This is a genomic window from Flavobacterium sp. GW823-FHT04A11 (assembly GCF_058796535.1).
Window position 1 is genome coordinate 3,403,558 of the sequence record NZ_CM179503.1, and the last position, 15,115, is coordinate 3,418,672.

At 36.5% G+C, this 15,115-nt stretch carries 9 protein-coding genes and 1 pseudogene; 7 read left to right on the top strand and 3 right to left on the bottom strand.

The genetic code is table 11. The features are described from left to right. Positions 1–88: 88 nt before the first annotated feature. The 3 genes from AC3QL1_RS14680 to AC3QL1_RS14690 form a co-directional block, all read right to left on the bottom strand. Positions 89–1,327 (bottom strand): RNA polymerase sigma factor, encoded by a 1,239-nt coding sequence (locus AC3QL1_RS14680; protein ID WP_492497583.1) that lies wholly within the window; start codon positions 1,325–1,327, stop codon positions 89–91. A gap of 382 nt (positions 1,328–1,709) precedes the next feature. Then, positions 1,710–2,048, bottom strand: a complete 339-nt coding sequence (locus tag AC3QL1_RS14685; protein ID WP_492492470.1) for a YciI family protein — start codon at positions 2,046–2,048, stop codon at positions 1,710–1,712. A 346-nt stretch (positions 2,049–2,394) separates the two neighbouring features. Next, positions 2,395–2,847, bottom strand: a complete 453-nt coding sequence (locus AC3QL1_RS14690) for a carboxymuconolactone decarboxylase family protein (RefSeq protein WP_492492472.1) — start codon at positions 2,845–2,847, stop codon at positions 2,395–2,397. A 469-nt stretch (positions 2,848–3,316) separates the two neighbouring features. Here AC3QL1_RS14690 and AC3QL1_RS14695 point away from each other — a divergent pair, with 469 nt between their 5' ends. The 7 genes and pseudogenes from AC3QL1_RS14695 to AC3QL1_RS14725 all read left to right on the top strand — a co-directional run bounded on the left by AC3QL1_RS14695 (position 3,317) and on the right by AC3QL1_RS14725 (position 15,106). After that, a complete protein-coding gene (locus AC3QL1_RS14695) occupies positions 3,317–4,774 on the top strand; it encodes a glycosyltransferase family 2 protein (RefSeq protein WP_492492473.1) in 1,458 nt (485 codons plus the stop codon). A 237-nt stretch (positions 4,775–5,011) separates the two neighbouring features. Further along, entirely contained in the window at positions 5,012–5,389 is a 378-nt protein-coding gene (locus AC3QL1_RS14700) for a hypothetical protein (protein ID WP_492492475.1), read from the top strand. A gap of 131 nt (positions 5,390–5,520) precedes the next feature. Then, a pseudogene (locus tag AC3QL1_RS14705) lies at positions 5,521–5,967 on the top strand (transposase family protein); the annotation flags it as partial. A 284-nt stretch (positions 5,968–6,251) separates the two neighbouring features. After that, positions 6,252–6,644: a response regulator gene (locus AC3QL1_RS14710; RefSeq protein ID WP_492492476.1), complete on the top strand. Its 393-nt coding sequence runs from the start codon at positions 6,252–6,254 to the stop codon at positions 6,642–6,644. A 122-nt stretch (positions 6,645–6,766) separates the two neighbouring features. Beyond that, positions 6,767–8,209 carry an ATP-binding protein gene (locus AC3QL1_RS14715; RefSeq protein ID WP_492492477.1) on the top strand — a complete coding sequence of 481 codons (1,443 nt, stop codon included), beginning with the start codon at positions 6,767–6,769 and terminating at the stop codon, positions 8,207–8,209. Between the two features lie 3 nt (positions 8,210–8,212). Next, entirely contained in the window at positions 8,213–8,641 is a 429-nt protein-coding gene (locus tag AC3QL1_RS14720; RefSeq protein WP_492492479.1) for a response regulator, read from the top strand. Between the two features lie 171 nt (positions 8,642–8,812). Continuing rightward, positions 8,813–15,106 carry a HAMP domain-containing protein gene (locus tag AC3QL1_RS14725; protein WP_492492481.1) on the top strand — a complete coding sequence of 2,098 codons (6,294 nt, stop codon included), beginning with the start codon at positions 8,813–8,815 and terminating at the stop codon, positions 15,104–15,106. Positions 15,107–15,115 lie beyond the last annotated feature (9 nt).

A 15,115-nucleotide genomic window follows, 5' to 3' on the forward strand; every position in this document is an offset into this window, starting at 1 on the left:
TTAGAACATATCAAAAATGCTTTGATATAAAACATGGGAATAATGTAAAATATCGCAAAAATTATGAAAGTTATTTTAAAAATTTTGATTAAAGGAAATTCAGCTGTTTTATGTTTTTACTGATGATATTTTTATCCGAAATTGTTTTGGCTAGGCCAAAGGCAGTTTCATAATGTTGTAATGCTTTTTTATTGTCGATATCAGTATATAAATTCCCAAGTAAAGAATAATAGAAATGATTATCAGTCAGTTGTAGTTTTTCGGCTTCGATAATCGCTTCTTGTTTGTTGTTTGCTTTCGATAGGGCAAAGGTCCTGTTCAATGCCACAATTGGCGAATATTCTAAAATAATAAGGTTGTTATACAATTCTAAAATATGCTGCCATTTTTCGACGGTATCTTTTTTCTGCGTGTGCCAATACGCAATTCCGGCTTCAAGATGGTATTTTGAAAGAATATTACCCGTCGAAGATTTACTTAAAAAATAAGTTCCTTTTTCGATTAATTCCTGATTCCAAAGTGATTCATCCTGATCCTGATACAAAATAATTTCGCCGTTTTCAGCAGTTCGCGCTTCAAATCGTGAAGAATGAAAACACATCAAAGCCATTAGAGCATTGGCTGCAGCCAAATTTGTACTATCGTTCTGCAGCAATAAGTAGGTGAGGCGCATGGCTTCGGCACAAAGATCCTTGCGCAAAGTAGTATTTTGCGAGGTCGAATAATAACCTTCGGAATACAGCAGATAAATGGTTTTTAAAACGGTATCGATTCGTTCCTTAATTTCAACCGGTTTTGGATGCTGAATTTTAATGTTTTCTTCTTTGAGTTTTTCCTTGGCGCGATTTATTCGTTTGTAAATCACTTCCTTATTCGATAAAAAAGCATCAGCGATTTCATTGATTCCAAAACCGCATAATAAATTCAATGCCAATGCAATCTGCGCTTCGTTTGAATTACAGGGATTGCAAACCGTAAAAATCATCGCCAACTGACTATCAGCAATATTTTGTTCTGATAAATCAATTTCGATTTCCGGATTGTTCAAAGGAGAATTGTATTTAATTTCGGTCGCAATTTTCTTTTCAAAAACGTCATTTCGTTTAAAGTAGTTTTTAGTTTTATTCTTTGCAACGGTATAAAGCCAGGCCGTAGGATTCTCCGGAATTCCTTTTATCGCCCAGGTTTCTGCCGCCGCCAGAAAAGTATCGCTCACAATATCCTCGGCAATTTCGATATGATGAATACCAAACAAATTACTAAGCACCGAAACTATTTTCTGGTATTCCGTTCTGAATAAATTCGGTATGAGTTCTTTGTTTTCGATCATAATTTTGAAATCTGGTTTTCTGTTTGTTATTGCGATTGCATTACGTTTTAAACCCGACAGGTTTTAAAAACCTGTCGGGTTTCGGGTAATCTATAATAGGCATCCCAAGGTTGAAACCTCGGGCTATGTTAGGAAAATATCCTTTTATAAATAAGCATAATTGCAATCTTTGTCGATTCAGTAGTGAGATTGCTTCGTTCCTCGCAAAGACACCATCGTACGTAAATCTTTGTCAAAGTTGAAAACTTTGACAAAGATTGGGAAAATCTAAAATCTAAAATCTAAAATCTAAAATCTAAAATCTAAAATCTAAAATCTAAAATCTAAAATCTAAAATCTAAAATCTAAAATCTAAAATCTAAAATCTAAAATCTAAAATCTAAACCGCCATTCTAATCTCCACATTTCCGCCTAAATTTAAAATAGGGCAGTTTTTGGCGATTTCGGCAGCTTCTTCATAATCTTTTGCTTTTACGGTAATCATTCCGCCAATAGATTCTTTGATTTCTACAAAAGGGCCATCTGTAACCCCTTTATTATTGGTAACAATTTTTCCTTGTCCGTCCCAGCGCTGCAAAGGTCTTGCGAGTTTGTCTTGTGCCGCCAAACCACCAAACCAGTTTTGCCATTGCTGAAAATGCTGCTGCATTTCTTCCGGCGAAGGCTGGATTTCTTTGGTTGTAAAATCTCTTCTGAAAATTAATAAAAACTCATTCATTGGTGTTTTTTTTAAATTAAAAATTTAGAATTAAAAATTAAAAATCTTTCTATGCGTTCAAATATTTTTTCACGCAGATTTAAAAAGATTAAAGCAAATACGCGCAGATCATCATCAAAATTAAATTTGCTCAATCTGCAGAATCTTCGAGAGATAAAATTTTTTCACGCAGATTTTAAAAATGATTTAAGCAAATATGCGCAGATTATCAAAATTAAATCTGCAGAATCTGCGTGAAAAAAAATCTTTCTAATCCTGTAATCTGTGGCAAATAATAAAAAAGCTGTTTTATATTCAAGACATAAATTTAATCTTTTACGTCATATAAAAAACAGCCTTAATTTATTTATCCAAATTGCCCCACTCTGTAAGATCCCACATTATTAGGAAAAGCCAGATTCATACGATTCCATGTATTGATAGTCGTAATCGCCAAAGTCAAATCAATTAGTTCCTCATCAGAAAATTGCGTTTTTGCTTCAGAATAAATCTCATCTGGTACGTGACAAGCCGTTACAGCTTCTGCCCAGGCAAGAGCTGCTCTTTCTCTTGGAGTATAAAAAGGAGTTTCTCTCCAGGCACTCAAACCAAATAAACGTTGTGTAGTTTCGCCGGCTGCCAATGCTTCTTTTGAATGCATGTCTAAACAATAAGCACAACTATTAATTTGAGATACTCTGAAATCTACTAAATCAATCAAAGATTTTTCAAGTCCTGATTTTTTCAAATAACCGCTAATTCCAAATAAAGTTCCTAATGCTTTTTGACCTTTTTCGAATACATTAATTCTAGTTTCCATAGTGTATAATTTTAAATGTTATACCCTAATGACAACTGAACTTTCAGAATTGGACAAAATTTAGAAAAAAAAATAAAAAATATTTTGGATGCTGACTTTTACCGCAAAGTCCGCAAAGATTTACGCAAAGTTCGCAAAGTTATATTCAACCAGCTTTGTGAACTTTGTGTTTTACCACGAACTAAAATTCCAAAAATCTTCGCGTTATCTGCGGTAAAAAACTAAAAACAATATGATAAAAGACTTGTGTTTGCTGGGACAAAATATGTATAGTGTATACCAAATTGTGTAAAAAGTATACACAATGCTTTTTGGCGATATTAGATAAAACGCTCACTTACAGCTGAAAAACAGAATGGCATGCGGGTTGCTAACTGAGATAATGTGTTTCTGAAACAATTTTAGAACAAATACAGAAACCGCATTTAATAAAAGCCATTTAGATAAAAAATAAAAAATAGGACACAATATGGAAAGTGAAACAATTATCTCAAAACAATTTTATACTTCAGCCGATACACTTAATGACGAACAACTTTTAAACAGTTCTATTTTTCGAATTAATAACGATAAAACCACAAAAAAAATTGCACGAACTTCAAATAAATTAAACTTATTTGTACTTGCCGGAACATTTCTTTTAATGTTCGCAGGCGCTTTTATCGTGTATCTTTTACAAGACGATTTCGATCAGTTTCAATTAGACAGAATCAATTCATCATGGGGTTATCCCTTTTTGATTGTCACCATGATATTGTTTTTCTTTCAGTCAGGAGCATTCTTTTACAATGTTTACTTATACCTAAGATACAAACCAATCGAGTCTGTAAGCGATGAATTATTGCCAACAACTACCATTATTGTTCCTGCTTATAACGAAGGAAAATTGGTTTGGGACACTTTACTAAGTTTGGCAGACAGCGATTATCCTGCAGAAAAAATGCAATTATTAGCTGTAGATGATGGTAGTAAAGATGATACATGGTACTGGATGCAACAGGCAAAAATAAAATTAGGAGATCGTTTGACGATTTTTCAACAACCGGAAAACAAAGGAAAACGTCACGCACTTTACCGTGGTTTTGAATTAGGAACAGGAGAAATTTTTGTAACCGTAGACAGCGATTCTATCGTAAAAGCAGATACACTTAGAAATTTAGTAAGTCCGTTTGTGACTAATGAAAAATGTGGAGCCGTTGCAGGAAATGTTCAGGTTTTGAATAATAAAAAAGCGATTCTTCCAAAAATGTTAAACGTAAGTTTTGTAATGAGTTTTGAGTTCATGCGTTCTGCAGAAAGTATGCTGGGTTCTGTACTTTGTACTCCGGGAGCTGCAGCAGCTTACAGAAAAACAGCTGTTTTTGGATGCCTGGAAGAATGGATCAACCAGACTTTTATGGGGCAGCCATCAGATATTGGTGAAGACAGAGCGATGACCAACATGATTTTAAAACAAGGAAATCACGTATTATTTCAAAGAAATGCTACCGTATTGACCAATGTTCCGGAAGAATACACAGGATTATATAAAATGTTCATCAGATGGGCGAGAAGTAATGTTCGTGAAAATATTGCGATGTCTAAATTTGTTTTTACCAATTTTAGAGAAGGATCAAAATTTGGTTCAAGATTATTACTAATCAACCAATCTTTAAAAATGTTAATGTCTTATCCATTTTTATTGTTCATGTTCTTTTTCATCGCCATTCATCCGGTATTATTTTTCAGCTCGACTTTATTAAGCATCTTAATCGTGTCAAGTTTTCCGGTATTGTTTTATGCAAAAAGATACAATTTAAAAGATTCTCTTTGGGCATATTCATACAGTCTTTTTTACACATTCAGTTTGTTCTGGATTACGCCTTATGCTATTGCAACCGCAAATAAAAGAGGTTGGTTAACAAGAGGTTTAGCCGAACAGAAATAAACCAAACCATAAAAATCAGAATACTTTAAAATTAGAATAGATCATTTGTTTGAAAGACTCCTGCTGAAAAGTAGGAGTTTTTTTATGGACTTAAAGTATTAGAATCAAAAAATGAATTATTTCATAAAAAAAAGAATTAAGGGTACGCAAAGCGGATAATTAAATAGGAATGGATATATAATTTTGCACCTTTCAAAATAAAAAAAAGTTTTATAAGCCAAATCTAAAAAAATACCTATGTCTGATTTTTTAAAACAATTCGGAGAAGATCTCCAAAAAAATGTACCAGGTTTTATTGCCGTTTCTGTAGCTGAAATTAAAAGCGGAATGTCTTTTCATTCTCAATCTGTAGCCGCTGATTTTGATCCTGAATTAGCCTCTGCATATAATCTTGAAGTGGTAAAAGCAAAAATGAATGCCATAAAAGCATTGAGTTTGAATGGTCAGGAAATTGACAATATCATGATTACGTTAACTTCTCAAATTCATATTATTGATGTTTCTGATAATGGAGAATATTTTATTTATCTTGCTGTAGACTCCACAAAAGCAAACTTAGGAATGACAAAATCTATTCTTAATAAATACAAGAAAGAAATCGAAGAAAAATTGTAATTATATTTTTTTTTATTATCGGAAGGGAATACGCAAATGGTGTATTCCCTTTTTGTTGTTTTTTCCAAATATAATAATGCCCGATATTTCAGATTGCTTTATATTTAAAGCGTAGAACAGAAATTGTAAGAATGGAATTACGTGCATTTTTTGAAAAATATCCTGATGAAGAAACCTGCATAGAAGAGTTGAAAAACAAACGTCTTGAAAAAGGTTTGATTTGTAAAAAATGCGAACATGATCAGCATTCATTCCGAAAAACAGATTTAAAATTTCAATGCAAAAAATGCGGTAACAGAATGGGACTTCGCGCCGGAACTGTTATGGAAAATTCGAACTTGCCGGTAAAGCACTGGATGATTTGTATTGAATTAATGACACTTTCAAAACGCAGGTTTTCGGTATTGCAAATTCAGTATTTATTGGGTCACAAAAGGTATGAACCCATTTGGCTCATGGTGAAGAAAATTCAGCTTGTAATGAAGATCAGAGACGAAAAATATAAGCTTCGGGCGTACTCGGATTTTGACAGTGAATTTTTGAAAAAAATTGAAAAACTAAGCGTTCAAAAAAAGAAAGTTTAGTAAATTTTTACTAAAAATAAACTTTTGGAAATCTTTTAATAATTTCAGGAATTATATATAACTGACCGTTCTGTCTAAATATTTATTTCGATAGTTATTAGTTAGATTAATAATTAAATTATTACATTTGATATGTAAGACAATAAGCATACAAGAATTTTATTTATTGGCATCATGATTTTTTTTATAAAATGAGGCTTAAGTAATACCACAAAAACGAAAGAGAAACGGCTGTAGAATGCCTTCTGGACCAGTTCTCAAAATTTTAATTAAGACCAATGGCATATAAAAAATTTCTCCAAATCGATGATGATTTAGATGATTGCGAATTGTTTATGGAAGCGCTAAATGCGGTTTCTACTTCATCATACACAGGAATAAATGATCCTGTTGAAGCTTTTCAAAAGCTATTAAGGCAAGAAATAAAACCAGACGTTATTTTTCTTGATCTTAATATGCCTGTTATGTCCGGTTTAGAACTTTTAACAGAAATAAAAAAACAGGAAACACTAAAAGAAATACCTGTTATTATTTTTTCGACTTCACAACTAGAAGACATTATCTGGGAAGCCAAGCAGCTTGGAGCCCACGATTATATTTCTAAACCCAATAATTTCAATGCTTTAAAACTAATATTAAGCAAATACGCCTGTGAAATTAAGTATGCATAAATTTTTAAACGGTTGCACGCTTAAAACAGATAAAATTTTCTGTGATTATCTGTTTATTTTTTTATTATTTTTATTACTGAAATAAATTCCAGGGCAATCGTATGTATGTTTAATTTTTAACAATGAAATTATCTACCCAAATCCTTTTAGCATTTACACTGATAATTTTGCTCTCTGTTGCAGACTCGTATACCAATTATATGATGTCAAAAAAAGTGCAGCTCAACTCACATTTTCTGGCAAGATCAGAAGAAATAATCCGTACTTCAAACAAAACCCACAAAGCGATTATCGAAATGCAAAGTGCTTTTCGTGGTTACCTGGTTACAGACGATCATATTTTTCTGGACGCTTATTTTAGAGGTCTTAAGATTGTACCGCTTTTAATGAACGAGCAAAAATTGCGGGTTGGCAATGAAAATTCGCAACGTGAAATTTTAGATTCGATTTACGAACTTCATAAAAATTGGCTTTTATATTCACAAAAACTAATTGAGGCCAGAAAAAAAGGCCCGTATTCATTTGATAATTTCTTCGAAGTTTCGATGAAAAAACACATCGGTAAAAAAATAAACGATGATATTTCTAAAAAATTTACCAGATTCGACCGAATAGAATACAAAAGAAGAAAGCACCATAGCGACGAACTGCTCACGTCGTTGCGACACACCAGAACTTTTTCGCTCATTTTTCTCACATTAACCATTATTGTTGGTATTTGCAGTACTTTTTATATCATGCAGATTACCACAAAACGAATTTCTTCGATGGTTAGTCTGGCCGAAAATATTTCTAAAGGAAAATTTACAAGCATTGAAGATACCAGAAATGATGAATTAACTGCTTTGGCATCATCATTAAATAGTATGTCGAGCAAGTTGGATAAAAACATTCACGAACTCAAGAACAGAAACGCCGAACTTAATAAGTTTGCTTATGTGGTTTCGCACGATTTAAAAGCGCCAATACGCGGCATTCATAACGTAATTACCTGGATTGAAGAAGATATGGATGGAGAACTTTCTCCGGAATTAAAACGATATTTAGCGATTATTCCGCAGAAAACCAGACGAATGGAAGCTTTAATCAACGGTTTACTGGATTATGCAAGACTGAATATTAAAGTATTGCCGGAAACGATAAATACCAATAATCTGGTTCATGAAATTGCCGATTCGATTGTGCCCAGGAACTTCAAACTTGAAATTAGCGACTTGCCGGAATTGTTTACAGAACGTATAAAACTCGAACAGGTTTTTGCTAATTTAATTAGTAACGCCGTAAAATATACACCGCGGGAAGATGCCGTAATTCAAATTAGCTGTAGAAAATATTCTAATTTTTATGAATTTTCGGTAAAAGATAACGGAATTGGTATTGCTGTAGAATATCACCAAAAAATATTTGAAATATTCCAGACACTTCGCGAACAAAATGAACAGGAAAGTACCGGAGTTGGACTTGCGATTGTGAAAAAAATTATAGATGACCAGCAGGAACACATTATTGTGGTTTCGAAAGTGGGTGCAGGTACTGAATTTATTTTTACCTGGAGAAATAGTTAGATTATGAAAAAACCAGCCATTTTATTAGTAGAAGATGATGAACTGGACATTATAAGTGTGCAGAGATCTTTAAAAAAATTAGAAATAGAATACGAACTTTATTCGGCGTATAACGGAATTGAAGCCTTAAAACTGCTGAGAGATCCGGAAATAAAATTAAATCCAAATGTAATTCTTCTGGATATTAATATGCCAAGAATGAACGGAATAGAGTTTTTGAAAGTGCTTCGGGAAGATGAAAAACTGAAGGATTTAAAAGTGTTTATAATGACAACTTCTTCAGAAGGCGATGATCGTTTTGAAGCAGAAAAATTAGGAATTTCAGGGTATATTATAAAACCGCTGAACTACAATGACAATACAAAAAGATCAGATTCTATGGATGCTTTTGTGCAGTTTCATTTGAGGAAAATTTTGATTGAGAGTATATAAGTTGTGGAGAATTGAAGAAAGAGAATAGATGCAAGAAGAAAGATTTTAGAAGCAAGAGAATAGAGGAAAGAAAATAGAGAAAAGATTTAGAATTATAGCGACTTGTAGACTATATTTATGAGTTAAAAAACCAGCCAAAAACATAAAACATAATTATTCACCTAAAGAATTATGAAAAAAACATATGATGAATTCGAAGAATCTGTTTTGACAGATGCTGAATTTCTAAAGATTTTAATTAAGGTAAAAAATGGAAATTTTACCCAGCGTTTTCCAACGGATCAAAGTGGGGTAAAACGATCTATTTGTGATACTTTAAATGAAATTATCGACCTGAATGAACGAATGGTTTTTGAGTTTCAAAAGGTGGGGAAAAGTATTGGTAAACAAGGAAAATTAACCAATCGTGTGGCACTCGACGGTGCAAGAGGTTCGTGGAGTTCCTGCGTGGATTCGGTAAACACGTTGATTTCAGATCTTGTGCATCCTACGATTGAAATTGCACACGTAATTACTTCGGTGGCAAAGGGAAATTTATCTCAGGAAATGCCGCTTTCTATTGAAGGAAACCCGCTTCAGGGGGAATTCCTCAGGATTGCAAAAGAGGTAAACGGAATGGTAAAACAGCTGAATTTGTTCTCGATGGAGGTGACCCGTGTGGCACGTGAGGTAGGAACAGAAGGAAAGCTGGGAGGTCAGGCAAAAGTGCGAGGTGTTGGTGGAGTTTGGAAAGATTTGACCGATTCTGTAAATAAAATGGCTTCGAATTTAACTGGTCAGGTACGTAATATTGCTGATGTTACGACGGCGGTGGCAAAAGGAGATTTATCTAAAAAAATTACCGTTGACGTAAAAGGAGAAATCCTCGAGCTAAAAAATACCATTAATACGATGGTGGATCAGCTGAACTCGTTTTCATCAGAGGTAACGCGTGTGGCGAGAGAGGTAGGAACCGAAGGAAAACTGGGCGGTCAGGCGCAGGTAAAAGGAGTTGGGGGAACCTGGAAAGATTTAACAGATTCCGTAAACCAGATGGCTTCGAATTTAACGGGTCAAGTACGTAATATTGCCGATGTAACAACGGCCGTGGCAAAAGGAGATCTTTCGAAAAAAATTACCGTTGACGTAAAAGGAGAAATCCTGGAGCTTAAAGATACGATTAACACGATGGTGGATCAGCTGAACTCATTCTCTTCTGAGGTAACGCGTGTATCTCGTGAAGTAGGTTCAGAAGGAAAACTGGGAGGACAGGCGAGAGTACGAGGTGTTGGTGGAGTTTGGAAAGATTTGACCGACTCGGTAAACCAGATGGCATCGAACTTAACGGGTCAGGTGCGTAATATTGCCGAGGTAACAACGGCGGTGGCAAAAGGCGATTTATCTAAAAAAATTACCGTAAACGTTGCGGGAGAAATCCTGGAGCTTAAAAATACGATCAACACGATGGTGGATCAGCTGAACTCTTTCGGTTCTGAGGTAACCCGTGTGGCGCGTGAAGTAGGTTCAGAAGGAAAACTTGGAGGTCAGGCAAAAGTAAAAGGGGTTGGTGGAACCTGGAAAGATTTAACCGATTCGGTGAACCAGATGGCATCGAACTTAACAGGTCAGGTACGTAACATTGCCGAGGTAACAACGGCGGTGGCAAACGGGGATTTATCTAAAAAAATTACGGCTGTAGCCGAAGGGGAAATCCTGGAGTTGAAGAAAACCATTAATACGATGGTGGATCAGCTGAACTCGTTCTCTTCTGAGGTAACGCGTGTGGCACTTGAGGTAGGAACAGAAGGAAAACTGGGAGGGCAGGCAAAAGTAAAAGGAGTTGGAGGAACCTGGAAAGATTTAACGGATTCTGTAAATCAGATGGCATCCAACTTAACGGGTCAGGTACGTAATATTGCCGAGGTAACAACCGCGGTAGCAAAAGGAGATTTATCGCGCCAGATTACCGTTGATACAAAAGGGGAAATTCTGGAATTGAAGAATACCATTAATACGATGGTGGGTCAGCTGAACTCTTTCGCCTCTGAGGTAACCCGTGTAGCGAGAGAGGTAGGAACCGAAGGAAAACTGGGAGGTCAGGCGCAGGTAGAAGGTGTTGGTGGAACCTGGAAAGATTTAACAGATTCGGTAAACCAGATGGCATCGAATCTTACCGGACAAGTACGTAACATTGCCGAAGTAACAACGGCGGTAGCAAAAGGAGATTTATCTCTCCAGATTACCGTTGACGTAAAAGGAGAAATCTTAGAGCTTAAAAATACAATTAATACCATGGTGGATCAGCTTCGAGGCTTTGCTTCGGAGGTAACCAGGGTTTCGCGTGAGGTAGGAACAGAAGGAAAACTGGGAGGTCAGGCGAATGTGCCGGGAGTTGCCGGAACGTGGAAAGATTTAACAGATTCCGTTAACCAGATGGCGGGTAACTTAACCGCTCAGGTACGTAATATTGCCGATGTGGCGATCGCAGTGGCAAACGGGGATATGTCCCGAAAAATTACCGTTGACGTTCGTGGAGAAATTCTTCAGCTAAAAGAAACCCTGAATACGATGGTGGATCAGCTTCGTGAGTTTGCATCAGAGGTAACTCGTGTGGCGCGTGAGGTAGGTACCGAAGGAAAACTGGGAGGTCAGGCGAATGTGCCGGGAGTTGCCGGAACGTGGAAAGATTTAACAGATTCCGTTAACCAGATGGCGGGTAACTTAACGACTCAGGTACGTAATATTGCCGAGGTAACCATTGCCGTTGCCAACGGGGATATGTCCAAGAAAATTACGGCCGACGTTCGTGGAGAGATTCTGCAATTGAAGGAAACCGTAAATACGATGGTGGATCAGCTTCGTGCCTTTGCATCCGAGGTAACTCGTGTGGCGCGTGAGGTAGGAACTGACGGAAAACTGGGCGGACAAGCGTTCGTTCCCGGAGTTGCGGGAACCTGGAAAGATTTAACGGATTCGGTGAACCAGATGGCATCGAACTTAACGGATCAGGTGCGTAATATTGCCGAGGTAACAAAAGCCGTGGCAAATGGTGACCTTTCAAAACCGATTACGGTTGACGTAAAAGGGGAGATTCTGGATTTGAAAAACACCTTTAATACGATGGTGGAACAGCTGAATTCGTTTGCATCAGAGGTAACTCGTGTGGCGCGTGAGGTAGGTACCGAAGGAAAACTCGGAGGACAATCTGAAGTAAAAGGGGTGGCCGGAACCTGGAAAGATTTAACAGATTCGGTTAACTTAATGGCTTCGAACTTAACGTCTCAGGTACGTGGAATTGCGAAAGTTGTAACATCCGTAGCAAAAGGAAACCTGAAACAAAAACTATCTATTGATGCCAAAGGGGAAGTAGCGCAATTAACAGATACAATCAACGAAATGATTGATACGCTGGCCACTTTCTCAGATCAGGTAACAACGGTGGCGCGTGAGGTAGGAGCAGAAGGAAAACTTGGAGGTCAGGCGAATGTACCGGGAGCTTCTGGAACGTGGAAAAACTTAACAGAAAACGTAAATCAGCTTGCGGCGAATTTGACCACGCAGGTACGTGCGATTTCTGAGGTGGCATCGGCGGTAACGCAGGGAGATTTAACGCGAACAATTGGTGTTGAAGCAAAAGGTGAGGTGGAAGCCCTAAAAGATACGATTAACCAGATGATTTCGAACCTGAAAGCAACAACATTGCGTAATCAGGAACAAGACTGGCTGAAATCGAATTTAGCGAAATTTACCCAAATGCTTCAGGGACAAAAAGAATTGAATTCGGTTACCAAAAAAATCCTTTCTGAGCTGGCGACGGTTGTAACCGCACAACACGGACTTTTCTATATTTTACAGGAAGACGAGAATTTTGATGATTCAAAACTGAATCTGATTGCTTCTTACGCTTATATCAAAAGAAAAAATTCGCCTACGCAATATGCAATGGGCGAAGGATTAATTGGTCAGGTTGCTGTTGAAAAAGAAAGAATTATTTTGAGTAATGTTCCAAAAGATTACATCAAAATCAATTCCGGACTTGGAGATGCAAAACCAAAAGACGTGATCATTTTACCGGTATTGTTTGAAGGACAGTTAAAAGCCGTAATCGAACTCGCATCGCTGGATACTTTTAGCGAAACGCACCTGGATTTCCTTGAAGGATTAACAGAAAGTATTGGTATTGTATTGAATACGATTGAATCGAATTCAAGAACCGAAGAATTACTGGTACAATCACAATCATTGGCAAGCGAGCTGAAAAGCCAGCAGGAAGTATTGAAAAATACCAACGAAGAATTAGAAGAAAAAGCATTCTTATTGGCAAATCAAAAAGAAGAAGTAGAGCTTAAAAACCAGGAAGTCGAAGTCGCGAGAAAAGCTTTGGAAGAAAAAGCCGATCAGCTTACTTTAACTTCTAAATATAAATCGGAGTTCCTCGCGAATATGTCGCACGAGTTAAGAACGCCGCTGAACAGTTTGCAGATTTTGGCGAATGAATTAATTGCAAACCGCGACGGGAATTTATCCGAAAAACAAATTCAGTTTGCAAAAACAATCAACTCTTGCGGGGATGACCTTATTCAGTTAATCAACGACATTCTGGATTTATCGAAAATCGAATCCGGATATATTTCCGTGGATTACAACCCAATTAGTTTTGAAGAAATCAGCCGATTTGTGGCGTCTACTTTCAACCCGATTTCGGCAGCGAAACACCTTCGTTTCAATATTATTATGGATGAAAATCTGCCGGAACTGATCGAAACAGATTCGCAACGATTAAATCAGATTTTAAAAAACTTACTTTCAAACTCTTTCAAATTCACCGAAAAAGGAGAAGTAAAACTAAAAATCTACAAAGCAGATAATAACTGGAAAACAAGTAATATAAGTCTTGAGAATGCCGAAGCAGTGGTTGCTTTTGAAATTTCAGATACTGGAATTGGTATTTCTAAGGAAAAACAAAACATCATCTTCGAGGCGTTTCAACAGGCAGAAGGTTCTACCAGCCGTAAATATGGCGGTACAGGTTTAGGATTATCGATTAGCCGTGGACTTTCAGACTTATTAGGGGGAAGTATCGAACTGGAAAGTGAAACGAATATTGGTAGTAAATTTACTTTATTCCTTCCTTTAAAATACGTTCATATTGCCGAAATAGAAAACATGGACGTTGCAGAAGAAACAGATGTAAAAGAAGTGAAGGATGTAAAAGGCCGTATTAAATCATTGCCTTCTGAACGATTTAACAGATCTGATATTGATTTGTTTTTTGTGGATGAAGTAGGCGATGACCGAACTGATATTAAGCCGGACGACAAGGTTTTATTAATTGCAGAAGATAATCTGACTTTTGCCAAAATCATGCTGGAACAGGCACATAATAACGGAATCAAAGCTATCGTTACTACAAAAGGAAACGACGTTATCGATTTCATCAATCAGTTTCATCCGCATGCGATTACGATGGATTTGAATATGCCGGACACCAGTGGCTGGAAAATTCTGGACCGATTAAAAACCGACTTTAATTTGCGTCATATTCCGGTTTATATTATTTCAGGAGAAGACGAACGCAACAAAGGTCTGAAACGTGGTGCAAGAAACTTCCTGCTTAAACCGGTAAAAAATGATTCGCTGACACTTTTATTTAATGATATTCACGATTTTAAAAATAAAAAAGTGAAAAATTTATTGGTTGTTGACGACAATGAAAACGACCTAAACAGGATATTAGATGCAGTTACCGGTGATGATATTGCTGTTTTAAGTGCAAAATCTGCAAAAGAAGCTGTTGCATTAATCAGTGAAAAATCATTTGATTGTATTATCTTAGATTTGGTTTTACCGGATGCCGATGGTTTAGACCTGATAAGCGATCTCGAGAATAATATTGCGGGTCAGGAAACGGCCATTATCGTGCATTCTGCTGGAGATGTAAACAGCAAGCAAAGAGCCAGATTAAACCGTTTTGCGCATAGTATTATTTTAAAAAGCAAAGATTCTATAGAAGAACTGATCGACCAGACGGCTTTATTTATGCATCGTGTTCATAAAGAACTTCCGGAAGAAATGCGCGAAAGAATTGAATCTTTCTATTTGAAAGAAGATGTATTACAGGGCAAAAAAGTACTTTTGGTCGATGATGACGTTCGAAATTTATTTGCATTAACAACTGCATTAGAACGTTACGGACTTGATGTTATCAGTGCAGAAAGTGGTCAGGAAGCGATTGACATGTTAGATAAAGATGAGTCAATTGATATTGTTTTAATGGATATCATGATGCCGGAAATGGACGGTTACGAAACCATGAAACGCATTAGAAAAGTTGAAAAACATAAAGATCTGACTATCATTGCGGTAACGGCAAAAGCGATGAAAGGTGACAGACAAAGATGTATCGAATCCGGAGCTTCAGATTATATGACGAAACCTGTAAATGTTGAACAATTATCCACGTTAATGCGTGTGTGGCTTAAATAATACCCTATT